The following is a 25663-nucleotide window of genomic DNA, read 5'->3' on the forward strand; positions in this document are numbered from 1 at the left end:
CCTCGAGCCCGCTGCGGGCAGGGGCGAACTCGCGTCAGATCGCGTACACCAAACCGTCGAACGCCGACAGGTTCTCGATCCCGCGCACACCGAGGGCGTGCAGCGCCCGGTCGACGTCGCGCTCGTCGTTGAAGACGTGGAAGGCCACCCGGGCCCGACCTGCGCGGCCCGATGCGGTGATGCCGTGCGCGGTCAGCTGCGCGAGGGCTTCGCCGGTGGCATCCGGCCACGTGACGATGGCGGAGGGACGCTCGGGGTGGGCGAGCCCGAGGCCGTCGCGGAAGCGTGCGGCGAGGCCCGTCGTGTGCGTGTAAATCGCGGTGATGTCGGCGTCGGCGAACAGGGCGAGCGCGGGAGCCGCCCCGACGAATGCCTGCCACGCGGGCGAGACGTCGAAGCGGCGTGCGTCGGAGGCGAGCGTGCCGCCGATGCCGTAGCACGACGACCACGGGTCGTCGCCGGAGTACCAGCCGGCCTGCACCGGGCGGATCTCGTCCGCGAACGCGGGGGACAGGGTGAGGAACGACACGCCCCGGGGGCAGCACAGCCACTTGTACGCGTGGCACACGGTCGCGTCGAACATGGTCGCGTCGACGGGCAGCCACCCCGCGGCCTGGGTCAGGTCGCAGAGGGTCCGCGCTCCCGCGCGTGCCGCGGCGGCGGCGATGCCCGCGGCATCCGCCACCTCGCCGGTGGCCGACTGCACGAGCGAGAACGCGACGAGCCAGGTGTCGGGGGCGATGGCGGCGGCGAGCTCCGACAGGGGAGCGGTGCGCAGCCGGATGCCTCGACCCGCGTGCGCGAAGGGGGCGACGAGCGACGAGAAGTCGCCCTCGGCGCACAGCACCTCCGCGCCGTCGGGAACCGATGCGGCGATCAGCGACACCTGCACCGAGGTCTGCGAGCCGATCGCCACGTGACTCACCGGTGTGCTCACGAGGCGAGCGAAGGAGGCCCGGGCCTCCTCGACCGCTTGCGAGGCCGCGACGACGTCGGGACGACCGGATGCCGCGGCATCGAGGTCGGCGCGGACGGCGCGCACCGTGGCGCGGGACGGGAGTCCGACGGTGCAGGCGGCGAGGTAGTCGCGGCCGCCGGCGAAGTGCGTGGCGAGGCTGCTCATGGAACCAGGGTCGCGCTCCGCGGGGTCATTGCACTAGAGCAGGTGTTGCATGAGAAGCATCCATTCTGCTTATGTGTCGTCATGAGCGACATCGACGACGGTCTCGACGCCCACGGACTCCGCGTCGTCAAGGCGATCGCCGACACCGGCTCGATCACCGCTGCCGCGCGGGCCCTCGGCTACAGTCAGCCCGCGGTCAGCCAGCAGCTGCGCCGCCTCGAGCAACGCGCGGGGATGCCCGTCGTCGAGCGCGTCGGTCGCGGCGTGCGACTCACCGAGGCCGGGTGGGTCCTCGCGCGTCACGCCGCGACGGTCACGACCGCCTTGGATGCCGCAGCCGGCGACCTCGCGGAGCTGCGCGGCCTGCGCGCCGGCCGCGTGCGGATCGCGGCGTTCCCCTCGGCGTCGTCGACCGTCGTGCCGCGCGTCATCGCGGCGGTCACGGCCCGCCGCCCGGGCGTGTCGATCAGCTTCGTCGAGGCGGAACCCCCGGAGGCCATCTCCGCGGTGCGGGAGGACCGCGCCGACATCGCCCTGATCTACAGCTACCCCGGTGATCGCCGCGAGCAGCTCACGCAGGCCGCCGCCGGCCTGTCGGTCCGCCGCCTGGGCGACGACGACACCGTCGTGGTCGTCCCCGCGGAGCATTCCGCCGCCTCCGACGACCCGATCGACCTGTCGAAGCTGGCGGGGGAGCGGTGGATCGCCGGCTGCCCCCAGTGCCGCGGCCATCTGCTCGAGGCCTGCGGGCGCGCGGGGTTCACGCCCGACATCGCGTTCGAGACCGACAACTACATCGCCGTCGAGAACCTCGTCGCGCTCGGCGTCGGCATGGCCATCCTGCCGCGCATGGCCGTGGCATCCCTCCCCCTGCTCGCCGGTATCGCGGTGCCGCGCCTTCCCGGGGAGGAGGCACGCACCCTCCACGTCGTCACCGCCCGAGGAGCCGAGAGCGTGCCCGCGGTGGGTGCGGCCCTCGAGGTCGTCGCCGAGGTGGTGGCCGAGCATCGACGCACCTCGGGGACCGGCGGCGCCCGCCGGTAGGATCGAGGGGATGTCTGCCACGCCCGATCCCCGCACCACGACCGCCACCGGCGCCGACGTTCGCGTTCGGTTCTGCCCCTCACCGACGGGGTTGCCGCACGTCGGTCTCATCCGCACGGTCCTGTTCAACTGGGCGTACGCCCGGCACAACGGCGGCACGCTCGTCTTCCGCATCGAAGACACCGACGCCGCGCGCGACAGCGAGGAGAGCTACCAGCAGCTCCTCGAGGCACTGCGGTGGATGAACATCGACTGGGACGAGGGGGTCGAGGTCGGCGGTCCGCACGCCCCCTACCGCCAGTCCCAGCGCCACGAGATCTACCGCGAGGTGCTCGACAAGCTCATCGCCGCCGGCGCCGTGTACGAGAGCTACTCGACGGCGGAGGAGATCGACGCCCGCAACGAGGCGAACGGCCGCGCCAAGCAGCTCGGCTACGACAACTTCGACCGCGACCTCACCGACGAGCAGAAGGCGGCGTTCCGCGCCGAAGGGCGTCAGCCCGCGTGGCGTCTGCGCGTTCCCGATCACGACCTCAGCTACGTCGACCTCATCCGCGGCGAGGTGACCTTCCCGGCAGGATCCTTCCCCGACTTCGTGCTCGTGCGCGCCGGGGGAGTGCCGCTCTACCCCTTCGTGAACCCGGTCGACGACGCGCTCATGGGCATCACCCACGTCATCCGCGGCGAAGACCTCATGCCCTCCACGGCCCGTCAGCTGGCGCTGTACTCGGCCCTGGTGGATGCCGGGGTCACGACGTTCATCCCGCGCTTCGGTCACATGCCGCTGGTGCTGGGCGAGACGGGCAACAAGAAGCTCTCGAAGCGCGACCCGCAGGCCGACCTGTTCCTGCAGCGCGAGAAGGGGTTCATCCACGAGGGCCTGCTCAACTACCTCTCGCTGCTGGGCTGGTCGCTCGCGAGCGACCGCGACGTGTTCTCGCTGGAGGAGATGATCGCCGCGTTCGACATCGCCGACGTCAACCCGAACCCCGCGCGCTTCGACCAGAAGAAGGCCGAGGCGATCAACGGCGACCACATCCGGATGCTGGATGCCGATGACTTCGCCGCCCGGATCGTCCCGTACCTCGCGGGCGCGGGGCTGATCGCCGAGGATCCGTCGCCGGAGCACCGGGCGATCATCGCCGAGGCCGCGCCTCTCGTGCAGGAGCGCGTGCAGCTCCTCGGCGAGGTGCCGGGGATGCTCGGCTTTCTCTTCGTCTCCGACGTGACCTACGCCGAGGACGCCCTGAAGGGGCTTCCCGCCAATGCGGCCGAGGTGCTCACGGCATCCGTCCGCGCCCTCGAGGGCGTCGACGACTTCACCACCGCTGGTGTGCAGGCGGCCCTGTCGACGGCGCTCGTGGAGGAGCTCGGTCTCAAGCCCCGCGTGGCCTACGGTCCGCCGCGCGTCGCCCTGACGGGCCGGCGCGTGTCGCCGCCGCTGTTCGAGTCGATGGAGCTGCTCGGCAAGGCCGAGACGCTGCGCCGCCTCGAGGCGCTGGTGCAGCACCTGGGCTGAGCGCCCCGTCTTCGCAGATCGCGACGATCCTCGCACTCCTCTCGCCGGAGGATGCGAGGATCGCGTGTTTCTGCGGGGAATCGGGGCGTCCCGACGCGGGGGCGGCAGGCGTGGGAAACGCCCGGGACGCGCGTCGAGGGGCGCCGGTTTGGCGCTGGAGCCCGCGTCACGTAAGCTTGATCCTCGGCACGAGTTACGGCTCAGCGCCTTGGGGTATGGTGTAATTGGCAACACGGCGGTTTCTGGTTCCGTTGTTCTTGGTTCGAGTCCAGGTACCCCAGCTTTGAGAAAAGCCCCGGTGATCGCGAAGATCACCGGGGCTTTCGCTTTCCCAGCCCGTCCTTACGCCGACGCGGCACACTGGGCGCATGGGACTCTTCGTACAGCGACCCGAAGAACCGAGCGAGTGGGCCGGGCTTCCCGGTGAGCCGGTGCGTCCGCGCTCGCGCGCCGAGGTGCTGCCCGACGAGGAGGGCCTCGAAACCTCGCCCGCGGGCCTTCTCGGTCTCCTCGACGCGCCGGTGGCTTCGATCGAGGTCCCGGTCGTTCCCACCGACGACCCGAGCGCGCGGGACTGACCGCGCGACGACGACGATCGCGCGCGCGCCGTCGCTACCATCCGATCGAGGGATGCCATCGGCATCCACCCCGCGGAAGAAGGTCACCGTGAAGCGTTCCGCCGTCGCCGTCGCTGCGATCGTGTTGCCGTTGATGGTCGCGGGGTGCACGCCGGCGGGATCCGACCCCGTCACGCCGATCGGCAGTGCCGCCGCACCCTCCCCGACGCCGTCGTCCGAGGGGCAAGCGCTCCCGCCGGCGATCGTCGTGCCGGCGGACCTCGCGGGGACCGACGTGAGCGTGGCCATCGGGAGCGCGGTGGTCCTCGCCGTGCCCGACGGGACCGAGGCGGAGTGGACCGGCTCGACGGCGGACGTGACCGTCGCGGAGTTCTCGGCGGGAGGTCCGTCGGAGGGGGCGGTGTTCCGGCCCGGTTTCATCGCCCGCGCGCTCGGGACGACGGCGGCGACGACCACCGGCCCCGACGGGCAGCAGGTCGACTTCACGATCTCCGTCGTCGCGCCCTGATCCCCGGCGCTCCCCGCCCGCCGACGCTCGCTGACCGCCGTCACCCCCGGCTGCCCTGGCGGGCGGCATCCCGAGATGCTGTCCTGCCCAGCCGATCGGTGAGGAACGGCGCGCGACCCGACGGAAGTCCGTGGGTGCGGGAGCTGGAGGCGTCCTGCGCGCATGCCTGCGTGAATCTGTTGCCCTCTGTGGTTTCGTGTTGTACTGTGTGGGAATCTTCGAAGGAGATCCCGTGTACGCAATGGAGCGCCAGCAGCTCATCGAGCGCGAACTGCGCGAGGTCGGACGCGTCAGCGTCGTCGACCTCGCCCGCCGCTTCGACGTGACCACCGAGACGGTGCGCCGCGACCTCGATCGCCTCGAAAGCCTCGGCTCGCTCCGTCGCGTGCACGGTGGCGCCGTCGACGCCGGCCGCGCGAGCACCGCGGAGTCTCCGCTCACCGAACGTCGAGAGCGGCACGGCGATGCGAAGCGCGCGATCGCCGTCGCGGCCGTCGCTCTGTTGGGCCCGGACTTCCGCGGCTCGGTCTTCCTCGACGCCGGCACGACGCCCGCCGCGGTCGCCGCTCTCCTGCCCGAGGCTCTCGGGGCGGGTATCGCCGGGGTCGAGGTCGTCACGCACTCGCTCGAAGCCGCGCACGTGCTCTCGGGCGACGACCGGCTGTCGTTGACCACCATCGGCGGCCGCGTCCGCGGGGTCACCGCCGCCGCCGTCGGCGCGCACACCGTACGCACGATCGGCCAGCTGCGGCCCGACATCGCCTTCGTCGGCACCAACGGTCTGAGCGCGGGATTCGGCCTCAGCACGCCCGACCCCGACGAGGCCGCGGTGAAGGCCGCCATCATCCAAACGGCCCGCCGCGTCGTCCTCGTCGCGGACGCGGCCAAGTTCGGAGAGGAATTGCTCGTGCGCTTCGCCCAGCTCGACGAGATCGACGTTCTCGTGACCGATGCGGCACCGCCCGCCGACCTGGCCGAGGCCCTCGCCGACGCCGACATCGAGGTGCGGGTCGCATGATCGTCACCCTGACCGCCAACCCGTCCGCCGACCGTGCCGTTGTGCTGTCCGACGCCCTCGTCCCGGGCGAGGTTCAGCGTGCGGTGTCGTCGCGCGAGGATGCCGGAGGCAAGGGCGTCAACGTCGCCCGCGTCGTGACGGCCGCCGGTGCCCCGGCCCGGGCCGTCGTGCCGGTCGGTGCTCACGACCCGTATCGTGTGCTGCTCGAGGACACCGGCATCGCCCTCGACGTCGTCGAGGTGGCCGGTCGTGCCCGCGCGAACCTCACCATCACCGACCCCACCGGGGAGACCACGAAGCTCAACCTGCCCGGTGCCGAACTCAGCGCCGTCGAGGCCGAGGCGCTTACCGCGGGCGTGGTCGCGGCCGCCGAGGGCGCGACCTGGCTCGTGCTCGCCGGGTCCCTGCCTCCCGGGGTGCCCGCGTCGTTCTACGCCGACCTCGTCTCCGCCGTCCGCGGACGCTGGGGCGCCGCCGCCCCGCTCATCGCGGTCGACGCCTCCGGCGAGGCTCTCGCCGCGGTCGTCGAGAGCGCTCGTCCCGACCTCATCAAGCCGAACCACGAGGAGCTCGCCGAGCTGGTCGGGGAAGACCCGTCCCTCGACGCCGATGTCCTCGCCGAGGCCGCCCGGCGCGCAACGGCCCTCGTGCCCGGCCGCGTGGCATCCGCTCTCGTGACCCTCGGTGCCGACGGTGCGCTGCTGTTCACCGCCGACGGCGCGTGGCGCGGACGCGCCCCCAAGATCCAGGTCGCCAGCACGGTCGGCGCGGGCGACAGCTCGCTCGCCGGCTACCTGTTGGCCGACCTCGACGGGGCTCCGGCCCCCGACCGTCTCGCGCGCAGCATCGCCTACGGTGCCGCTGCCGCGACCCTGCCGGGGACCCAGGCCCCGACACCGGCCGATCTGCCCCCGGGCCCGATCGCCGTATCCGATTTCGCCACCCCCATCGCAACATCCTGACCACGGAGGTCACTGACAATGTCCGACATCATCACTCCGGAGCTCGTCACCCTCGACGTGCCCCTGGGCACCGACAAGCAGTCGGTGATCCGCGCCCTCGCCGAGCGCGTCGTCGCGCAGGGCCGCGCGACCAGCGCCCAAGAACTCTTCGACGACGCGTGGGCCCGCGAGCAGAAAGACGAGACCGGCCTGCCCGGCGGTATCGGCATCCCGCACGCGCGCAGCGCGTCGGTCACCGAGCCGACCCTCGCCTTCGCCCGCCTCACCCCGGGCGTCGACTTCGGCGCCCCCGACGGCCCGGCCGACATCGTGTTCCTCATCGCCGCACCCGCCGGTGCCGACGAGGCGCACCTTGCGGTGCTGTCGCAGCTGGCTCGCAGCCTCATGAACGACCAGTTCATGTCCGGCCTGCGCGCCGCGCAGACGCCCTCGGACGCGGTGCGCATCATCACGGATGCCGTGAACCCGGCCCCCGCGCAGCCGGCGGCCGCCGAGGCCCCCGCTGCGACCCGCGCCGAGGCGCGCACCGCCACGGCGACGAAGACGAAGAAGATCGTCGCCGTCACCGCGTGCGCCACGGGCATCGCCCACACCTTCATGGCCGCCGACGCGCTCACCGCGGCCGGTGCCGAGACCGACGGCGTCGAGCTCGTCGTCGAGCCGCAGGGTTCGAGCGGATACAAGGCCCTCCCGCAGAGCGTCATCGACGACGCCGACGCCGTGATCTTCGCGGTCGACGTCGACGTGCGCGAGCCGCAGCGCTTCGCGGGAAAGCCCGTCGTGCGCGCCGGCGTCAAGCGCGGCATCGAGCAGCCGAAGCAGCTCATCGCCGAGGCCCTCGCCGCCAGCGAGAACCCGAACGCCGCGCGCGTGCAGGGCGGTGCCGCCGCGGCATCCGCGTCGGACGCTCCGGTGGCGCAGCAGTCGGTGGGCCGTCGCATCCAGCGGTGGCTGCTCACCGGCGTCAGCTACATGATCCCCTTCGTCGCCGGTGGCGGTCTGCTCATCGCGCTGGGCTTCCTGCTCGGCGGGTACCAGGTGACGCAGAACGCCGCCAACGTCATCATCCAGAACTCGCTGTGGGACCTCCCGACCGAGGGCATCACCTCCCCGCTCGGACCGGTCGGCCAGTACCTCGGCTCGGTGGCGTTCATGATCGGCGCGACCTCGATGGGCTTCATCGTCGCCGTGCTCGCGGGCTTCATCGCCTACGCGATCGCCGACCGCCCGGGTATTGCGCCCGGATTCGTCGCCGGTGCCGTCGCGGTGCTCATGAACGCGGGCTTCATCGGCGGCATCATCGGCGGTCTGCTCGCCGGTTTCATCGCCTGGTGGCTCGGCCGCTTCGACGCGCCGCGCTGGCTGCGCGGACTCATGCCCGTCGTCATCGTGCCGTTCCTCGGCTCGATCTTCGCCTCGGGCCTGATGATCCTGTTCCTCGGTCGCCCGATCGCCGCCCTCATGGCCGCCCTCACCGACGGCCTCAACTCGCTCGCCGCCTCCGGTGCCGGTGCGATCCTGCTCGGCGTGATCCTCGGTCTCATGATGTGCTTCGACCTCGGTGGCCCGGTCAACAAGGTCGCCTACGTCTTCGCCACCACGGGCCTCGCCGCCGCCACCCAGACCAACACGGCTCCGTACCTGATCATGGCCGCCGTCATGGCCGCCGGCATGGTCCCGCCGCTGGCCATGGCCCTGGCCTCGACGCTGCTCGCGCGCAAGAAGTTCACTCCGGTCGAGCGCGAGAACGGCGCCGCCGCGTGGCTGCTGGGCGCCTCGTTCATCTCCGAGGGTGCCATCCCGTTCGCGGCGGCCGACCCGCTGCGCGTCATCCCCGCCTCGATGGTGGGCGGTGCGATCACGGGTGGTCTGAGCATGCTCTTCGGTGTGCAGTCGTTCGCCCCGCACGGCGGCATCTTCGTCTTCTTCGCGATCAACCCCTTCTGGGGTTTCGCCCTCGCGATCGTGGCGGGTACCGTCGTGACGGCGCTCATCGTCGTCGCCCTCAAGGGCGTCGGTCGCAGCACCAAGGACGCCGCCGTCACCGAGGCTGCGCCCGCAGTCACGGTCGCCGCGTAACACCCCCGTCGAATCGGAAGGATTCACCATGGCAGAACGTCAGGCCACCATCGCCAGCGCCTCGGGCCTCCACGCCCGTCCCGCGAAGCTCTTCGTGCAGGCTGTGCAGGAGAAGAAGGTCCCCGTCACGATCGCGGCCCAGGGCGGTCCCGACCTCAACGCCGGCAGCATCCTGTCGCTCATGGGTCTCGGCGCCGGTCACGGCACGGTCGTGACGCTCAAGGCCGAGGGCGAGGGTGCCGAGCAGGCGCTCGACGAGCTCGTCGCGCTGCTCGAGACCGACCTCGACGCGCAGTAAGCACCTCGCACCAGAACACCGGATGCCACGGGCCCGAGGGCTCGTGGCATCCGGTGTTCTGGTTTCGAAGCGGGGCCCGTCAGCGTCGGGGTGGCGTTGCGCGAGCGGGCAGAATTCCTGAGATCTGCGTGATGCGCTGCCGGACACGTCGTGGCGACCGACGCCGACGGTCGAAAGCGCCGGAGTTCGGCCCGCCCGCGGCCTCAGACCTCGACCGAATCGCCTGGCTTCAGATCGACGAAAGAGCCGCCGTTCTGCTCCACCGCCCACGTCAGGCGGGCATCGCCCATCTGCTTGCCGGCGACCGAGAGCGTCATGTCGTGTGTGGCGAAGACCCGCTCGGGCTTGACCGCGAGGACGTAATCGATCGCATCGCCGATCTTGAGCCACGGCGCCCCGACCGGAGCGGCGAGAAGGGCCACCTTCTTGTGCTTCGGCACGGCGTAGGAGTCGCCGGGGTAGTAGAGCGCGTCGTTGACGAGGACGCCGACGTTGTCGACCACGGGGATCGATTCGTGGATGACTTCGTGACGTCCGCCGAAGAACTCGAGGTGGAAGGGGCCGAGGTCCAGTCGGTCACCGGGGTTCACGATCGTGATCTCGAAGCCCGCCGCGGCGTTCCGCACGCCCTCGGGCCCGTAGATCGGCACGTCCGGGTGCGCCTTCTGCAGGCGCGTGAGGTGTTCGGGCGTCCAGTGGTCGGCGTGCTCGTGCGTGATCACCACTCCGACGAGGCCCGTGAGCTCTTCGAGGGGAGAGGTGAAGCTCCCGGGGTCGATGACGAGCGTGTACCCGGATTCGACGACGACGAGGGCGGCGTGTTCGTGTTTCGTGAGGCGCATACCCCGATCCAACTCCCGGATGCCACGGGGCGGCAAGCGCTGGCGCGGAAGGTGAACAGCGTCTATCGCCTCTTCCGTTGGCCGCCCGATCGCGGTACCGTGGCCGGACACGCCCGGGATATCGGTGGCTCGGCCCTGATTTTGCGTGCGCGTCATTCGTGGTGCATACTTGAACACGTTGCGACGCGGCCCCATCGTATAGCGGCCTAGTACGCCGCCCTCTCACGGCGGTAACGCGGGTTCGAATCCCGCTGGGGTCACCAACACGAAAATGAGCTCCGACCGAATGGTCGGGGCTCATTTTCGTTGTCGGCGACTTCGGCTGGACGAGGAGCTGCATGCGCGGGTTGGGCCCCACCGCCCGGAGGCTCCGCGCGCTGCGAAGCGGCGCGTGGAGGGGGCGGAGGGAGAATCCCGCTGGGGTCACCAACACGAAGAAGAGCCTCGACCGAATGGTCGGGGCTCTTCTTCGTTGTCGGCGACTTCGGCTGGACGAGGAGCTGCATGTGCGGGTTGGGCCCCACCCGCCCGGAGGCTCCGCGCACAGTGGAGCGGCCCCGGACCACGCTCGAGACGCCCATGGAACGGGATGAGTGCATCGAGAACCGGACGCCAACCCCCTGGCATCCGCCTCGCTTCGACCTTCCGACTCAGCCCTGTCGTGCGGCGCGGCGACGGCGGACGACCCGGCGCACGCCCCACACCACGGCGGCGGCGATCCCGGCCACGACGACCCACGGCAGCAGGAAGCCCAGACCGATCACGATGCCGTTGAGCGTCGCCACGAGGCCGTTCCATCCCGCGGCGAGGCCGTCGCCGAAGCCCGCCGGATCGGCGGTGACGGATGCCGTGCGCGCGGTCAGCTGCACGCTGAGCGTCGACATCGCCACCTGCGACGACAGCGACTGGAGGATCTGCCGGTCGCTGTCGAGCTGCGCCTGGCGATCGGCGAGAGCGGTCTCGGCGGCGATCAGGTCGGACACCGATCCGGCCTGCGCCATCAGCTCGGTCAGGCGGGCGACGGACGCCTCGCCCGCGGCCACCCGCGCACGCAGGTCGATGGCCTGGTCGGTGACGTCGGACCGGGTCACACTGGTCGCGGTGACCTCGCCCACGGTGCTCAGGCCGTCCATCACCGTGGCGAGCGAGTCGGCGGGGACCCGGACGGTGATCCATCCCGAGGAGAGCGTCGCGCCCGTCGGGGTTCCTTCGAGGGGCATCACGACGCCGCCGTCGCCGAGCTGAGACGATTCGACATAGCCGCCGGCCGCGGTGGCGGCGTTGCCGATCGCCTCGATCGCGGTGCCGATGTCGTCGACGGCGACCGTGCTGGACCCCGTGGAGACGATCTCCCGCGCGGAGGCGTCCGTCGACGACGAGGCGTCGGAGCGTGCCCCCGCACCGCTCTGGTCGGGGGCCACGGGCGCGGACCCGGCCTCCGAGCCGGCGAAGCCCTGAGCGGATTGATCGATCGTCCCGCCCTCGGGCGCGCTGTCGCCCGCACCCGCGACGGTCGACGAACCGCTGACGCCCGAGGTGGTGCTGAGCGAGGGGCCGACGACGGCGGCGACCACGATGACGGCGGCGGCGGCGCCGACGCCCGTCCAGACGGCGCGTCGACGCCGACGACGGCGGTCGCGTTCGTCGGCGATCCGTCCGAAGACGGCGGTCTCGATGGCATCCATCCGGTCGGGGGACAGGGAGGGAAGGGTGGGCGCGTTCATGGGGTCTCCGTCTCCATCGCGGTGGCGCGCATCCGGGATCGGATGCGGGAGAGGCGGTTGCGTACCGCGCCGTGCGAGACGCCCAACGTCGCCGCCGCTGCCTCGTACCCGTAACCCTCGGCGGCGCACAGGCGGAAGATCTCCCGGTCGAGCTCGCTCAGTCGGTCGACGGCCGCGAGGATCGCGGCGACCGTCTCGGCCTGGACGACCTGCGCTTCCACGTCGACGACGGAGGGGATCTCCGCGTCGAGCGCCGCGTGCGAACCGTGACGTCGCCGTGCGCGCAGGCGATTCTGCGCCTGCAGGCGGCAGATCGTCGCGAGCCAGGGGAGGAGCGAGTCCCCCTCGAGGCGAAGAGCGGGGATCTTCCTCCACGCGACGACGAACGTCTCCTGGGTGACGTCCTCGGCGTCAGCAGCCTGGCCGACGAGACCGAAGGCCACCCAGTACACGGGCCGCACGTAGGCGCGGTACAGGGTGCGGAACGCCGCTTCCGAGCCGCCGGCGGCGCGCGCGACCAGCATCCTGTCGTCGATCACGTCGTCGGTCATCGGCATCCACTTCTCGTCCGGGCGAGGCTCTGCGAGCACTCTCTCACTCAGAGGTGTCGGTGCGCGGCCGATCGTCTCACGCAACGACGCACGTAATGAGAACTACGTGCACAACCCGGGGGCGGGCGGAGTCCGCTCGATAGACTCGATCGCTTCCCCCGATGAAAGGCCCCCGCGATGGAGCTGCAGCTCGACCCGCTCTTCCAGACCATCACGTTGGTGGTGCTGGTCGTCATCCTGATCGCCGACCTGCTGATCATCCTCAAGCGTCCGCACATCCCGGCGCCGAAGGAGTCGACGCTCTGGGTCGTCTTCTACGTGACGCTCGCGCTCATCTTCGCGGGCGTGCTGTGGATCGTCGCCGGGGGAGAGGTGGCGGGTCAGTTCGTGGCCGGCTGGCTCACCGAGTACAGCCTGTCGATCGACAACCTCTTCGTCTTCGTGCTGATCATGGGGCAGTTCGCCGTGCCGCGCCGCTATCAGCAGGAGGTGCTGATGGTGGGCATCATCATCGCGCTGATCCTGCGGGGGGCTTTCATCCTCGTCGGCGCGACGATCATCGAGAACTTCAGCCCGATCTTCTACCTCTTCGGCCTGTTCCTGATCTACACCGCGATCCGCCAGGCCTTCCCCGGCGACGACGATGACGACAGCCAGAAGGAGAACCTCATCGTGCGGACGCTGCGCCGCGTGCTGCCGATGAGCGACTCGTACGACGGAAAGAAGGTCATCACCCGCGTCAACGGCAAGAAGCTGTTCACGCCGATGATCATCGTGTTCGTGGCGATCGGCGTGACCGACCTGCTCTTCGCCATCGACTCGATCCCCGCGATCTTCGGCATCACGCAGAGCCCGTTCATCGTGTTCACCGCGAACCTCTTCGCGCTCATGGGCCTGCGCCAGCTCTACTTCCTGCTCGGCGACCTGCTCGATCGCCTGAAGTACCTGCACTATGGCATCGCGTTCATCCTCGCCTTCATCGGCGTGAAGCTCATCCTGCACGCGATGCACGTCAACGAGCTGCCGTTCCTCAACGGCGGCGAGCCGATCGAGTGGGCTCCCGAGATCTCGACGTGGGTCTCGCTCGCGGTGATCATCCTGTCGATGGCGGTGGCGACGGTCGCGAGCCTCGTCGCCGCGCGGCGCGAGCCGTCTGCCGAGGGACCTCAGGATGCCGCGGCCGAGGTCGCCGACGAGAAGGGCACCCCCGCGACGGTGGAGCAGCCCGAGCGCGACTGACCCTCGCGCGACACGTCTGCGTCCTGTGCGGCCCGAGTCGTCTGTCGCCCCCTCGTCCCACTTCTCGGGGTGCGTGTCCCACTTGTGGTCGGTCGAGGGCGCGCCAACCGGCCATAAGTGGGACGGGGGTCTCGGCCGGGCGGGCGGCATCCGCGGTCGGGAACGCCCGCTGGCCGGTCAGGAGTGGGTCGATCGGTGGCGTTGCTGGCCGCTCGTCCCACTTCTAGCGGTGGGTGTCCCACTTGTGGTCGGTCGAGGGCGCGCCAACCCGCCATAAGTGGGACGAGGGTCTCGGCCGGGCGGGCGGCATCCGCGGTCGGGAACGCCCGCTGGCTGGTCAGGAGTGGGGCGAGGGGTGGTGGTGCTGGCCGCTTGTCCCACTTCTCGGGGTGCGTGTCCCACTTGTGGTCGGTCGAGGGCGCGCCAACCGGCCATAAGTGGGACGAGGGTCTCGGCCGGGCGGGCGGCATCCGGAATTCAGAACGCGCGCAGGTTCGCCTGCAGACCGCCGCCGACGTACTCCTCGCGGAGGATCCCGCGCCGCCGCAGGATCGGCACGAGGTCGTCGAGCAGCCGGTGCACGGTGACCGGGTGCAGGTCGCCCCACAGCAGCACGCCGTCGTTGCCCCAGTCGCCGAGCTCCTCGATGCGGTCGGCGAACTCGTCGGCGGTTCCGACGAACCCGGATCCGTCGTTCAGGCGGCCGAGGCGCGCGTGGGCCGCGAGCAGCGTGCGCAGGGGAGCGTCGGCCTCGTGCTTTCCGACGAGGCGTCTGATGCTGCCCTCCGACACGTGCTCGCCGAAGATCGCGCGGTCGAGCGGCTTGTCGAGGTCGAGCGCCGTGAGGTCGGTCTCGAGGTCGCTGGACTGCTTGCGCGCGATCTGCAGCAGGGCCTCGTCGTCCGGGTGGGCGGATGCCGCGACCAGGCGGTCGGCTTCCTCCGGCGACGACACGAGCACGGGCTGAATCGCGAAGAGGATCTTGATGTCGTCGGCGGAGCGCCCCGCCGCTTCCGCCGCGGCGTGGATCCGACCGCGGTACGCCCGGATGCTGGCCTCGTCGAGGGGCGCGAGCGCGAGCTGGACGTCGGAGTTGTGTCCGGCGAACGACAGGCCCCGCCCCGACCCGCCGGGCGAGACGATCGCCGGCTCGCCGTCGGTGAACGGGATCGCGTTGAGCGGACCGTCGAAGCCGAAGTACTCACCGCGGTGGCGCGTGGCATCCAGTCTCGTGCCGTCGGCGTAGACGCCCGATTCCTCGTCGGCCACGAGGGCTCCCTCGCCCCAGCTGCGCCAGAGCTGACGGATGCCGTCGAGCCACTCCTCCGCGCGGTCGTACGCGGCGTCGTGTCCGAGCTGCGGCGCGGCCGAGAAGTGGCGGGCGCTCCCGGTGTCGGTGACGACATTCAGGCCCAGGCGGTGACCGCTCAGGTGCTGGAGCGTCGCGAACTGGCGGGCGGCGGTGTAGGGCAGGTACGCCGCGGGGTTGACCGTGGGGACGACCCCGAGGTGCTGTGTCGCCGCGAAGAGGTAGGGCGCGAGCAGCAGCGGGTCGTGCTTCGGTCCGCCGAAGGCGTGGCGCACGCGCAGGTCGATGGTCTCGGCGCTGCCCAGGGAGGGGGCGTCCTCGATGATGAGCAGGTCGAACCCGGCCTGCTCCAGGGTGCGCGCGGAATCCTGGTAGAGCCCGGGCTCGGTCCACCGGTGGTTCCACCGCAGATAGGGGTGCCCCCAGCCGTGCGGGCCGAAGCCGCGCGCGAGGAACCAGCCGAAGTGCTGCAGGCGGCTCACAGGACCACCGTCTCCCGCTCGGCGGAGGGGACCCCGACCAGTGCCTGCTCGAGGTCGGCGAGGATGTCGCCGACGTCTTCGATGCCGATCGACAGTCGCACCGTGCCGGGGAAGACCCCCGCCCGCTCGCGCTCGGAGACCGTGCGCGCGGAGTGCGAGGTGCTCTGGGGGTGGAGGATCAGCGATCGCACATCGCCCAGGTGCGTCATGTGCGTGATCAGCCGCACCGACTGCACGAGGTGGCGGGCGGCCTCGAGACCGCCGCGCAGCGTCACGGTGAAGACCGATCCGTGCCCGCCGCGCAGGTACTTCTCGCCGAGGGCGTGGTGGGGGTGCGAGGCGAGACCGACGTAGTCGACGCGCTCGACCTCGGGGCGGTCCTCGAGCCACCGGGCGACGACCAGCGCGTTCGCCGACTGCCGCTCGACGCGCAGACTCAGCGTCTCGATGCCCTGACCGATCAGGAAGGCGTTCAACGGCGAGGGGGAGGGGCCGAACCGGGGCGCCACGCTCTCGCGCAGGTACTGACCGCGCGCGCGGGGGCCGTGCTTCTCGGCGTAGCTCGCTCCGCCGAGGCGGTCCGTCTGCACGAGGTGGGGGAAGAGGTGCCCGGATGCCGCGGCGTCGAAGCGTCCGTCGTCGACGATGACGCCGCCGAGCACCGCCCCCTGCCCGGCGAGGAACTTGCTCGCCGAGTGCACGACGACGGCCGCGCCGTGCTCGATCGGGCGCAGGAGATACGGCGTCGTGAACGTGCTGTCGACGACCAGGGGGATGCCGCGTTCGGCCCCGATCTCGGCGACGGCGGCGACGTCGAGGACGTCGTTGCGGGCATTGGAGAGCGTCTCGGCGAAGAGGGCCTTCGTCCGGGGCGTGACGGCCGCGCGGACGGCATCCAGGTCGGACACGTCGACGAACGTCGTCTCGATGCCCAGTCGCGCGAGGTTGTCGAGCAGGAGTCCGCGAGTGCCCTCGTAGATGTGTTCCGACACGACGACGTGGTCGCCCGCTCCGGCGAGGGCGAGCAGGGCGACGGTGACGGCGGCCTGTCCGCTGGACACGAGGATCGCCTGGTCGCCGCCCTCGAGAGAGGCGAGCCGCTCCTCGACGGCCTGCACGGTCGGGTTCCCGGTGCGGCTGTAACCGAACCCCGCGCCGGTGCCGAAGTGCTCGGCCGACTCGTCGAGGTCGCTGAAGGTGAACCCGGCGGTCAGGTAGATCGGCGTCGCCCGCGGGGTGGCGGGCGCGCTGACGGAGCCCGCGTGGACTTGGCGGGTCGAGAATCCGGTGTCGGCACCTGCGGTCATGGGCGTGCTCCTTCCTTCGGGATCGGGCCAGGTTCGCACGCGCGATCGGGGAACGACGAAACGTGCGGCGTCGTGTTACGCGGGAACCCCCGTCTCGGCCGGTGGTATCGTGACCGGGTGCGGATCGCTCGCCTCCTCCTTAGCGGCCGCGACGAGACCTTGTTCTAGGCCTTTCTCGTCGCGGAGTTCGTCGCGGGCCTCACACCCCTTCCGAGGAGAAACGCAGAATGAGCAGCACATCGATCGACGGCATCCAGATCCCTGATCGCCCCCGCACCCTGGCCGAGAAGGTCTGGGACGACCACCTGGTGGTCAAGGGCGAGAACGGCCAGCCCGATCTCATCTACATCGACCTGCACCTCGTGCACGAGGTCACGAGCCCCCAGGCGTTCGACGGCCTGCGGGCCGAGGGGCGCCCGGTCCGCCGGCTCGATCTCACGATCGCCACCGAGGACCACAACACCCCGACGCTCGACATCGACAAGCCGATCGCCGATCTCACCAGTCGCACGCAGATCGACACGCTGCGTCGCAATGCCGACGAGTTCGGCGTGCGCATCCACTCGCTCGGCGACAAGGAGCAGGGGATCGTCCACGTCGTCGGCCCGCAGCTGGGCCTGACGATGCCGGGCATCACGGTGGTGTGCGGCGACAGCCACACCTCGACCCACGGCGCCTTCGGGGCCATGGCCTTCGGCATCGGCACGAGCGAGGTCGAGCACGTGCTCGCCACGCAGACGCTGCCGCTGAAGCCGTTCAAGACCATGGCGATCACCGTCGAGGGCGAGCTGAAGCCCGGCGTGACGGCGAAGGACATCATCCTCGCGATCATCGCCAAGATCGGCGCCAACGGCGGCCAGGGCTACGTGCTCGAGTTCCGTGGCTCCGCGATCCGCTCCCTCTCGATGGAGGGGCGGATGACGATGTGCAACATGTCGATCGAGGCCGGTGCCCGCGCGGGCATGATCGCCCCCGACGAGACGACGTTCGCCTACGTCAAAGACAAGCCGCACGCCCCCCAGGGCCAGGACTGGGACGACGCGGTGGCCTACTGGCGCACCCTTCCCAGCGACGAGGGCGCCGTCTACGACGCCGAGGTCTTCCTCGACGCAGCCGACCTCGAGCCCTTCGTCACCTGGGGCACGAACCCCGGTCAGGGCGTGTCGTTGTCGGACGTCGTGCCGACCCCGGCCGACATCGCCGATCCGAACGAGCGCGCCGCCGCCGAGCGGGCTCTCGAGTACATGGCCCTCGAGGCCGGCACCCCGATGAAGGACATCCCGGTGGATGCCGTGTTCATGGGCTCGTGCACGAACAGCCGCATCGAAGACCTCCGGGCCTTCGCCTCCGTCATCCAGGGTCGAACGAAGGCCGAGAACGTCCGCGTCATGGTCGTTCCGGGCTCGGCCCGCGTTCGACTGGAGGCCGAGGCCGAGGGCCTCGACAAGGTGTTCACCGCGTTCGGTGCCGAGTGGCGCTTCGCGGGCTGCTCGATGTGCCTCGGCATGAACCCCGACCAGCTGGCTCCGGGGGAGCGCTGCGCATCGACCTCGAACCGCAACTTCGAGGGCCGACAGGGCAAGGGCGGGCGTACGCACCTCGTGTCGCCGCTCGTGGCGGCGGCCACCGCCGTGCGCGGGACGCTGTCGAGCCCGGCCGACCTCGGCCCCCTGCCCGAGGCCGCTGCGCCCGCGGAGACCGTTTCGACCGGGGCGGAGGCCTGACATGGAGAAGTTCACCACGCACACCGGTGTCGCCGCCCCGCTGAAGCGCTCGGCCGTCGACACCGACCAGATCATCCCGGCCGTGTTCCTCAAGCGCGTCACCAAGACCGGCTTCGACGACGCTCTGTTCGCCAACTGGCGCCAGGACCCGGAGTTCATCCTCAACCAGGACGCCTACCGCTCGGCATCCGTGCTCGTCGCCGGCCCCGACTTCGGCACCGGATCCAGCCGCGAGCACGCCGTGTGGGCGCTGCGCGACTACGGCTTCCAGGTCGTGCTGAGCCCGAAGTTCGCCGACATTTTCCGCGGGAACTCGGGCAAGCAGGGTCTGGTGACGGGCGTGATCACCGAGGACGAGGTCGAGCGGATCTGGGCCGTCCTCGAGCAGGACCACGGCATCGAGATGACCGTGGACCTGCAGGCGAAGACCGCCACGGTGGGCGAGCTCACGGTCTCGTTCGAGATCGACGATTACACTAGGTGGCGGCTTCTCGAAGGGCTCGACGACATCGGGCTCACGCTGCGTGACGAAGACAAGATCACGCAGTTCGAGGCGCGCCGCGAGGCATGGCGGCCGCGGACCCTCCCGGTCCGCTGACCCCGATCGACCCGATCGGGTCGATCTGTCGCCCCTCGTCCACGAAGTGAGGTCCACCCCCCTATGAGCACACTCGTTTCCGACACCGGAGAACACCCCATCGGGCAGCCGGATTGGGAGTCGGCCGAAACCCTGACCATCCGCGGCGGGCGACCGCTGCGCGGCACGGTGGAGGTCAAGGGGGCGAAGAACCTCGTCACCAAGGCGATGGTGGCTGCCCTGCTGGGCGAGACGGCCAGCACCCTGCGCGACGTGCCGATGATCAGCGACGTCAAGGTCGTCCGGTCGCTCCTCGAGGTGCACGGCGTCACGGTCACCGAGGGAGACGAAGAGGGCACGCTGCACCTCGACCCCTCGGGCGCCGTCGCCGCGCACTTCGAGGAGATCGACGCGCACGCGGGGGCTTCGCGCATTCCGATCCTCTTCTGCGGCCCGCTGCTGCACCTGCTCGGCGAGGCGCTCATCCCCGACCTCGGTGGATGCCGCATCGGCGACCGGCCGATCAACTTCCACATGGACGCGCTGCGTGCGTTCGGCGCCGTCGTCGACAAGAGCTACGAGGGCATCCGGATCACGGCGCCCAACGGACTCCACGGTGCGAACATCACCCTCCCGTACCCGAGCGTCGGCGCCACCGAGCAGGTGCTGCTCACCGCCGTCCGCGCGAAGGGCGTCACGGAGCTGCGCAACGCCGCGATCGAGCCCGAGATCATGGACCTCATCGCCGTCCTGCAGAAGATGGGCGCGATCATCTCGTACGAGCCCAACCGCGTCATCTTCATCGAGGGCGTCGACAAGCTCGTCGGCTACGACCACCGCGCCATCTTCGACCGCAACGAGGCTGCGTCCTGGGCCTGCGCGGCCCTCGCGACCGACGGTGAGATCTTCGCCAAGGGCGCGCGCCAGCAGGACATGCTGACGTTCCTGAACGTCTTCCGCAAGGCCGGCGGCTGGTTCGACGTGCGCGAGGACGGCATCCTGTTCCGTCGGGGCGATGAACTCAAGCCCGTCATGGTCGAGACCGACGTGCACCCCGGCTTCATGACCGACTGGCAGCAGCCGCTCATCGTCGCCCTGACGCAGGCCGCCGGCACGTCGACCGTGCACGAGACGGTGTACGAGAACCGACTCGGCTTCACCGCGGCGCTGAACAAGATGGGCGCCGACATCGTCGTGCACCCCAAGGGCATCGACAGCCCCGACCGTCGCGTCCCGCGTCGCGACCTCGAGCAGGCGGCCGTCATCAACGGCCCCACGCCGCTGCACGCGGCCGACGTCGAGGTCCCCGACCTGCGCGGCGGCTACAGCTACGTCATCGCGGCACTGGCGGCCGAGGGCGAGTCGACGGTGCGCAACATCGGCATCATCCGGCGCGGCTACGAGAAGTTCCTCGAGAAGCTCACGGCACTGCACGCCGACTTCGACGTCGTGGGCTGACGCGATGGCGTCCTCGTCCTCGCCCGAGAAGAGCCGTCCGAGCGCCTTCTGGCCGCTCGCGGCGATCGTCGTCCCCCTCACCGGGCTGTTCGCGCGCATCGAGATCCGCGGCGCGGAGAACCTCCCGCGGGAGGGGGCGTACGTGCTCGCCCCCAACCACAATTCGGAGTTCGACCCCCTCGTCGTCGCCGTCGCTGTGTGGCGGGTCGGCCGGGCCCCGCGCTTCATGGCGAAGGAGAGCCTCTTCCGCGTCCCCGTCCTCGGCGCAGCCCTCAAGGCGACCGGGATGGTGCCGGTGCCGCGCGCGTCGACGAGCGCCAACCAATCGATGAAGGCGGCCGAGCAGATCGCCCGCGACGGACGCGGTGTCATCGTCTACGCCGAGGGCACGCTCACGCGCGACCCCGAGCTGTGGCCCATGCGCGGCAAGACGGGCGCGGTGCGGCTGGCCCTCGCGGGCGACCTGCCGCTCATCCCGATGGCGCAGTGGGGTGTGCAGCAGATCCTCCCGCGCTACGGCAAGCTGCGCTTCCCGCGTCGCTCGCGCGTCATCGTCGAATTCGGACCCGCGATGGACATGTCGGCCTACGCCGACGCGCCCACGCAGCCGGCGACGCTGACCCGGGCCACCGACGCGCTCATGAACCGAATCACGGAGATGCTGTCCGGCATCCGCGGCATCCCCGCACCGGCCGAGCGGTGGAATCCCTCCCAGCACGGACAGAACGAGACGGGCCGCCTTGACGCGTAAGAACCTCCCGCAGGCCGCGGGGCCCAAGGTCGCCGTCGTCGGCGCCGGAAGCTGGGGCACGACGTTCGGCAAGATCCTCGCCGACGGCGGGGCCTCCGTCGTCATGTGGGCTCGTCGGCCGGAACTCGCGGCCGAGATCACCGAGTCCAAGCGCAACAGCCGGTATCTGTCGGGCATCAACCTGCCGCGGACGATGACGGCCACCACCGATCTGGCGGAGGCGTTGACCGGAGCCGAGCAGATCTACCTGTCGGTGCCCTCGCAGTCGCTGCGCGAGAACCTCGCCGCCATCCGTCCGCTCGTCGAGGCCACCGACGTGCCGCTCGTCTCGCTCATGAAGGGCGTCGAGAAGTCGACGGGCCTGCGCATGAGCCAGGTGATCGAGCAGGTGCTGGGGTGCGATCCGGCCCGCATCGCCGTGGCCTCCGGCCCCAACCTGGCGCTCGAGATCGCGCGCGAGCAGCCCACGGCCGCGGTCATCAGCTCGCTGAGTCCCGAGACCGCCGAGGCCGTGGCCCGACGCGCGCGCAACCGGTACTTCCGCTCGTTCGTCAACACCGACGTGATCGGCACCGAGTTCGGCGGGGTTCTGAAGAACCTCATCGCCGTCGCCATCGGGATCGTCGACGGCGTCGGCTACGGCGAGAACACGAAGGCGTCGATCATCACGCGTGGTCTCGTCGAGATGACCGACTTCGCGGTGGCGCAGGGCGCGCAGCCCGAGACCCTGCAGGGTCTCGCCGGGCTCGGCGATCTCATCGCGACGTGTCAGTCGCCGCTGAGTCGCAACAACACCGCCGGGCGCCTCCTGGGCCAGGGCTACGGCTACAAAGAGGTCGTGACCCAGATGCAGCAGACCGCCGAGGGTCTGGCATCCGTCGCCCCGGTGCTCCAGCTCGCGAAGCAGGTCGGTGTCGACATGCCCATCGTGCAGCAGGTGAAGATGGTGCTCGACGGCACCATGGATCCCCGCGACATCGCCCCGCATCTGACCACAGACGACGACCAGCCGCAGGGCGAGAGGACGCAGAATGACCAATCCGGTGGTGGTGGTGCTCTTCGGCGGGCGCTCCAGCGAGCATTCGATCAGTTCCGCCACGGCGGGAGGGGTGCTGCGGGCGATCAACCGTGACCGCTTCCGGGTGATCCCGGTCGGAATCACGCGCGACGGCGCCTTCGTGCTCGAAGACGACGACCCCGATAAGTTCGCCCTGCGCCCCGAGGCGCTGCCGCAGGTCGTCGACAACGGCACCCGCGTGCGGCTGCCCGACTCGACGCTGTCGCGCGAGTGGACGGTGACGGATGCCGACGGCGAACGCTCCCTGGGCGAGGTCGATGTCGTGCTGCCGATCCTCCACGGGCGCTTCGGCGAGGACGGCACGGTGCAGGGGCTTCTCGAGCTGCTCGGCATCCCCTACGCCGGTGGCGGCGTGCTCATGTCGGCGATCGGCATGAACAAGCACGTCACCAAGCAGGTCCTGCGCGCGGCGAACGTGCCCGTCGTGCCGTGGGTCGCCGTCACCCGCGCCGACCTCGCACGCGATCGCGGGCTCTGGGAGCGGCGCATCCGCGCCCTCGACCTGCCCGTGTTCGTCAAGCCCAACGAGGCGGGATCCAGCGTCGGGGTGACCAAGGTCTCGCGGTGGGAAGACCTGGATGCCGCCCTCGACACCGCCTTCGCGGAAGACGGCCTCGTGCTGGTGGAGCAGGCCATCGTGGGCCGCGAGCTCGAGTGCGGCGTGCTGCCCGGACGCGACGGCGGGCCGGTACGGGTCTCGGTGGCGGGGGAGATCGTCGTCACCGGTCGGGAGTTCTACGACTTCGAGGCGAAGTACCTCGACGCCCCCGGTGTCGACCTGGTGTGCCCCGCGGATCTGCGCGACGGAGAGCTGGCCGAGATGCAGCGGATCGCCGCTCACGCGTTCGAGGCGATCGGCGGACAGGGCCTGGCGCGCGTGGACTTCTTCTACACTGGGTCGGAGTTCTACGTGAACGAGGTGAACACGATGCCGGGCTTCACCCCGATCTCGATGTTCCCCACCTGCTGGATCGCCTCGGGCCTGTCTTACCCGGATCTCATCACCGATCTGCTCGAGGCGGCACTCGAGAAGGCCTGACGTCCGCGGCGGGCGGGGCTCTCCCCGGCCGTTCTCGGCCGCGGGATTCCGCGTCGCGCGCGTGAGCGTGCATATCGGCGGGGCGAACGCCGACACGCCGAGGGGCGGATGCCGGCCGGCGGCGTGTCGGGTGGATTTCCGGCCGTTGGGCCCGCGGTTCGAGTCCCGGGGACGCGGGGTGACTACGGCGTCGGGGTGGGGCTGGGGGTCGCCGTCGCGTCGGACGCCGAGGTGCACACCGAGCCGGTGGGCTGGAGGTAGCTGCGGATGAGCGGTCCGAGCGCCTGCGCGACGTCGCCGCTGCTCGCCGCCTCGTAGTCGAGGTACACCTGGAGCGCGGGGGTGCGGCCGAACGTCGTGAGCGTGTACCGGTTGTCGGCGGCCTGCGACTCGTCGACGAGCCAATCCACGCCGTCGAACGAGCGGCACGGCAGCGTCGAGGGGCCGGGGGTCTCGAGCCCGCAGGTCATGAGGATTGCGGCCGGATCGCCCCACGCCCCGGTCGCCTGAGCGTCGGTCCACCGGCGCTCCTGCCCCGAGATGGTCTGCGGCAGGCGGGCGACGATGTCGGCGCAGGCCGGGTCGTTCGCGTCTTTCGCGGGCTCCATCGCCACCGTCGTGCTGCACGCCGCGAGCCCCGGGAGCAGGGCGAGGGCGGTCAGCAGCGCGAGGGTACGGGAAGAGCGGGGCACCCCTCCAGGCTAATAGCGTGGGAGCGTGACCGACGCCGAGACCACCCGCGAGAGCACTGTGGGGGAGCTGTCCGAGGGGCAGGTCCTCCGCGGCATCCTCGATCGCCTCCCGCCCTCGACCGCGCCCGTGGGCCCGGGCGACGACGCCGCCGTGCTCGCGGTCCCCGACGGTCGCGTGGTCGCCACGACCGACACGCTCGTGCACGGACCCGACTTCCGTCTCGCGTGGTCGTCGCCCTTCGACCTCGGTTTCAAGGCCGCGGCGGTCAACCTCGCCGACGTGGCGGCGATGGGAGCCCGCCCCGTGGCCCTGCTCGTGGCGCTGGCCATGCCCGACGCGACGCCGGTGTCGTTCGTGCGGGGGCTCGCCGACGGTCTCGCGGCCGCGTGCGCCGAGCTCGCCCCCGGGTGCGCCGTCGAGGGCGGCGACCTCACCGTCTCGGACACCCTCACGATCGCCGTGACCGCTCTCGGCAGCCTCGACGGACGCGACCCGGTGCGCCGCTCGGGCGCCCGTGCGGGCGACGGCGTCTACGTCATCGGCGAGCTGGGCGAGGCGGCGCGGGGTCTCGAGGTGCTGTTCCGGCGCTTCACCGACGTCGACGGCGCCCCCATCGCGCTGACCTCGGAGGCCCGCGAGGCCCTCGATCCCGCCGACGCGCGGGCGGTGTCGCGCCAGCTCGCCCCGCGCCCGCCGCTGGCCGCGGCGCTGGCGGCGGCGGCATCCGGCGCGACGGCCATGATGGACGTCTCCGACGGCCTCGTGCTCGACGCCACCCGCCTGGCCGACGCCTCCGACGTCACGATCGAGATCGACTCCGCCACGCTCGGCGACGAGCCGGCGCGCGCTCTGGACGGGGGAGAGGATCACGGGTTCCTCGTCACCTTCCCCCCGGATGCCGAGCCCCACGGCCGTCGCATCGGCACGGTCGTCGCCCGGGGCGCGGAGGCGGTGCGGGTCGACGGGCGCGCATGGGACGGGCTCGGCGGCTGGGATCCCTACCGGGACTGGGACGCCGGACGCGGCTGAGGCCGCGGCGGGCCCAGCGCGCGCGCTCCGCGTCGGGCTGGTCGCGCGTCGTCGTCCGGTGCACCGCTCGGGCTGCAGGGCCGGCCCGGGGCGGCTGCGCGGTGCGGTGCTGCGGGAACCCCGGTCTCGGCACCGAGTCCGGGTGGCGGCCTCAGCCCGTGGGGCGTCCCCACCACATCGTCGTGTCGCCGTAGGCCCGGTCGCGATCGGCTTCCAGGCCCGCTGCGGCCCAGTCGGGAGCGGGCGAGCGCTTGGCGCGCTCGACGATGACGGTCGCGTCGGCGCTGAGCCGGGGAGCGAGCGCAACGAGCACGCTCGTGATCTCCGCCTCCGAGACGTCGTAGGGCGGATCGATGAACACCAGGTCCCAGACCTGGGCCGATGCCGCGAGGTAGGTCGTGACGTTCGCCCGGTGCACGCGTGCGGGTGCGGCGACTCCCGCCGTTCGCAGGCGGTCGGCGTTCTTGCGGATCAGCGTCGCGGCGGGGGCGGAGAGCTCGACGAGGTCGGCGGAGGCCGCTCCACGACTGAGGCTCTCGAGGCCGAGTGCGCCGGATCCGGCGTACAGGTCGGCCACGCGGGCGTCGTCGAGGACACCCGCGGACTCGAGGGCGCCGAACAGGGACTCGCGCACGCGGTCGCTGGTGGGGCGCGTGCCCTTCGGGGGGACGTCGAGGACCGTGCCGCCCGCGCGGCCCGAGATGATGCGCGTCACCGTTCCAGCCTAGGGT

General features: G+C 71.1%; 24 protein-coding genes and 2 tRNA genes. 18 read left to right on the forward strand and 8 right to left on the reverse strand.

From position 1 onward, the window contains the following. Window positions 1–34: 34 nt before the first annotated feature. Window positions 35–1123: an aminotransferase class V-fold PLP-dependent enzyme gene (locus Q0818_RS04995; RefSeq protein ID WP_298872213.1), complete on the reverse strand. Its 1089-nt coding sequence runs from the start codon at window positions 1121–1123 to the stop codon at window positions 35–37. Between the two features lie 81 nt (window positions 1124–1204). Between Q0818_RS04995 and Q0818_RS05000 the strand changes: the two genes are divergently transcribed. From Q0818_RS05000 to Q0818_RS05040, 9 genes are all read left to right on the forward strand, one after another. After that, window positions 1205–2167, forward strand: coding sequence for a LysR family transcriptional regulator (locus tag Q0818_RS05000; protein WP_298872217.1), 963 nt, complete (start codon window positions 1205–1207; stop codon window positions 2165–2167). A 10-nt stretch (window positions 2168–2177) separates the two neighbouring features. Then, window positions 2178–3686, forward strand: a complete 1509-nt coding sequence (gltX, locus tag Q0818_RS05005) for a glutamate--tRNA ligase (protein WP_298872220.1) — start codon at window positions 2178–2180, stop codon at window positions 3684–3686. Window positions 3687–3895: 209 nt separating this feature from the next. After that, window positions 3896–3967 (forward strand) — tRNA-Gln (locus Q0818_RS05010). A gap of 87 nt (window positions 3968–4054) precedes the next feature. Continuing rightward, a complete protein-coding gene (locus Q0818_RS05015; RefSeq protein WP_298872222.1) occupies window positions 4055–4264 on the forward strand; it encodes a hypothetical protein in 210 nt (69 codons plus the stop codon). An 88-nt stretch (window positions 4265–4352) separates the two neighbouring features. Next, window positions 4353–4772: a hypothetical protein gene (locus Q0818_RS05020; protein WP_298872224.1), complete on the forward strand. Its 420-nt coding sequence runs from the start codon at window positions 4353–4355 to the stop codon at window positions 4770–4772. A 232-nt stretch (window positions 4773–5004) separates the two neighbouring features. Beyond that, complete coding sequence (locus Q0818_RS05025; RefSeq protein WP_298872227.1) at window positions 5005–5790, forward strand: DeoR/GlpR family DNA-binding transcription regulator; 786 nt, start codon at window positions 5005–5007, stop codon at window positions 5788–5790. Beyond that, on the forward strand, window positions 5787–6752 hold the full coding sequence (locus Q0818_RS05030) for a 1-phosphofructokinase family hexose kinase (protein ID WP_298872229.1): 966 nt from the start codon (window positions 5787–5789) through the stop codon (window positions 6750–6752). Before Q0818_RS05025 ends, Q0818_RS05030 begins: the two co-directional genes overlap by 4 nt. An 18-nt stretch (window positions 6753–6770) precedes the next feature. Then, window positions 6771–8831, forward strand: a complete 2061-nt coding sequence (locus Q0818_RS05035) for a fructose-specific PTS transporter subunit EIIC (RefSeq protein ID WP_298872232.1) — start codon at window positions 6771–6773, stop codon at window positions 8829–8831. 28 nt (window positions 8832–8859) lie between these two features. Continuing rightward, the gene (locus Q0818_RS05040) at window positions 8860–9129 is read left to right on the forward strand and encodes an HPr family phosphocarrier protein (protein WP_058623374.1); all 270 of its coding nucleotides are present in this window, start codon (window positions 8860–8862) and stop codon (window positions 9127–9129) included. Window positions 9130–9332: 203 nt separating this feature from the next. Here the strand turns inward: Q0818_RS05040 and Q0818_RS05045 are convergent, their stop codons facing one another. Beyond that, window positions 9333–9971: an MBL fold metallo-hydrolase gene (locus tag Q0818_RS05045; RefSeq protein ID WP_298872241.1), complete on the reverse strand. Its 639-nt coding sequence runs from the start codon at window positions 9969–9971 to the stop codon at window positions 9333–9335. Window positions 9972–10158: 187 nt separating this feature from the next. Between Q0818_RS05045 and Q0818_RS05050 the strand changes: the two genes are divergently transcribed. Next, window positions 10159–10234 (forward strand) — tRNA-Glu (locus Q0818_RS05050). Window positions 10235–10621: 387 nt separating this feature from the next. Here the strand turns inward: Q0818_RS05050 and Q0818_RS05055 are convergent. After that, window positions 10622–11695, reverse strand: a complete 1074-nt coding sequence (locus Q0818_RS05055) for a DUF4349 domain-containing protein (RefSeq protein WP_298872244.1) — start codon at window positions 11693–11695, stop codon at window positions 10622–10624. Then, the gene (locus Q0818_RS05060; RefSeq protein ID WP_298872247.1) at window positions 11692–12246 is read right to left on the reverse strand and encodes a sigma-70 family RNA polymerase sigma factor; all 555 of its coding nucleotides are present in this window, start codon (window positions 12244–12246) and stop codon (window positions 11692–11694) included. The genes Q0818_RS05055 and Q0818_RS05060 overlap by 4 nt, the downstream gene beginning before the upstream one ends. 177 nt (window positions 12247–12423) lie before the next feature. Between Q0818_RS05060 and Q0818_RS05065 the strand changes: the two genes are divergently transcribed. Continuing rightward, window positions 12424–13485 carry a TerC/Alx family metal homeostasis membrane protein gene (locus Q0818_RS05065; RefSeq protein ID WP_298872249.1) on the forward strand — a complete coding sequence of 354 codons (1062 nt, stop codon included), beginning with the start codon at window positions 12424–12426 and terminating at the stop codon, window positions 13483–13485. Between the two features lie 477 nt (window positions 13486–13962). Here the strand turns inward: Q0818_RS05065 and Q0818_RS05070 are convergent, their stop codons facing one another. Further along, window positions 13963–15276, reverse strand: a complete 1314-nt coding sequence (locus Q0818_RS05070; protein ID WP_298872250.1) for an LLM class flavin-dependent oxidoreductase — start codon at window positions 15274–15276, stop codon at window positions 13963–13965. Next, window positions 15273–16583 (reverse strand): PLP-dependent transferase, encoded by a 1311-nt coding sequence (locus tag Q0818_RS05075; RefSeq protein WP_298872252.1) that lies wholly within the window; start codon window positions 16581–16583, stop codon window positions 15273–15275. The genes Q0818_RS05070 and Q0818_RS05075 overlap by 4 nt, the downstream gene beginning before the upstream one ends. Before the next feature lie 227 nt (window positions 16584–16810). On the opposite strand from Q0818_RS05075, the gene leuC reads away from it, so the two are divergent. The 6 genes from leuC (at window position 16811) to Q0818_RS05105 (ending at window position 23210) form a co-directional block, all read left to right on the forward strand. Next, a complete protein-coding gene (gene leuC, locus Q0818_RS05080; RefSeq protein ID WP_298872254.1) occupies window positions 16811–18307 on the forward strand; it encodes a 3-isopropylmalate dehydratase large subunit in 1497 nt (498 codons plus the stop codon). 1 nt (window position 18308) lies between these two features. Further along, the gene (gene leuD, locus Q0818_RS05085; protein WP_298872255.1) at window positions 18309–18905 is read left to right on the forward strand and encodes a 3-isopropylmalate dehydratase small subunit; all 597 of its coding nucleotides are present in this window, start codon (window positions 18309–18311) and stop codon (window positions 18903–18905) included. Between the two features lie 63 nt (window positions 18906–18968). Then, entirely contained in the window at window positions 18969–20342 is a 1374-nt protein-coding gene (gene murA / locus Q0818_RS05090) for a UDP-N-acetylglucosamine 1-carboxyvinyltransferase (RefSeq protein ID WP_298872256.1), read from the forward strand. Window positions 20343–20346: 4 nt separating this feature from the next. Continuing rightward, complete coding sequence (locus Q0818_RS05095) at window positions 20347–21093, forward strand: 1-acyl-sn-glycerol-3-phosphate acyltransferase (protein ID WP_298872258.1); 747 nt, start codon at window positions 20347–20349, stop codon at window positions 21091–21093. Continuing rightward, window positions 21083–22225: an NAD(P)H-dependent glycerol-3-phosphate dehydrogenase gene (locus tag Q0818_RS05100; RefSeq protein WP_298872260.1), complete on the forward strand. Its 1143-nt coding sequence runs from the start codon at window positions 21083–21085 to the stop codon at window positions 22223–22225. Before Q0818_RS05095 ends, Q0818_RS05100 begins: the two co-directional genes overlap by 11 nt. Then, window positions 22125–23210 carry a D-alanine--D-alanine ligase family protein gene (locus tag Q0818_RS05105; RefSeq protein ID WP_298872262.1) on the forward strand — a complete coding sequence of 362 codons (1086 nt, stop codon included), beginning with the start codon at window positions 22125–22127 and terminating at the stop codon, window positions 23208–23210. The genes Q0818_RS05100 and Q0818_RS05105 overlap by 101 nt, the downstream gene beginning before the upstream one ends. A gap of 182 nt (window positions 23211–23392) precedes the next feature. On the opposite strand, the gene Q0818_RS05110 is transcribed toward Q0818_RS05105, so the two are convergent. Continuing rightward, window positions 23393–23902, reverse strand: coding sequence for a DUF3515 family protein (locus tag Q0818_RS05110; RefSeq protein ID WP_298872264.1), 510 nt, complete (start codon window positions 23900–23902; stop codon window positions 23393–23395). A 25-nt stretch (window positions 23903–23927) separates the two neighbouring features. On the opposite strand from Q0818_RS05110, the gene thiL reads away from it, so the two are divergent. Beyond that, on the forward strand, window positions 23928–24932 hold the full coding sequence (gene thiL, locus Q0818_RS05115) for a thiamine-phosphate kinase (RefSeq protein ID WP_298872266.1): 1005 nt from the start codon (window positions 23928–23930) through the stop codon (window positions 24930–24932). Between the two features lie 151 nt (window positions 24933–25083). Here the strand turns inward: thiL and rsmD are convergent, their stop codons facing one another. After that, window positions 25084–25647 (reverse strand): 16S rRNA (guanine(966)-N(2))-methyltransferase RsmD, encoded by a 564-nt coding sequence (rsmD, locus tag Q0818_RS05120; protein WP_298872268.1) that lies wholly within the window; start codon window positions 25645–25647, stop codon window positions 25084–25086. Window positions 25648–25663: the final 16 nt, after the last annotated feature.

Origin of the sequence: uncultured Microbacterium sp. (assembly GCF_947489255.1) — a bacterium.
GTDB classification, from domain to species: Bacteria; Actinomycetota; Actinomycetes; order Actinomycetales; family Microbacteriaceae; genus Microbacterium; species Microbacterium phycohabitans.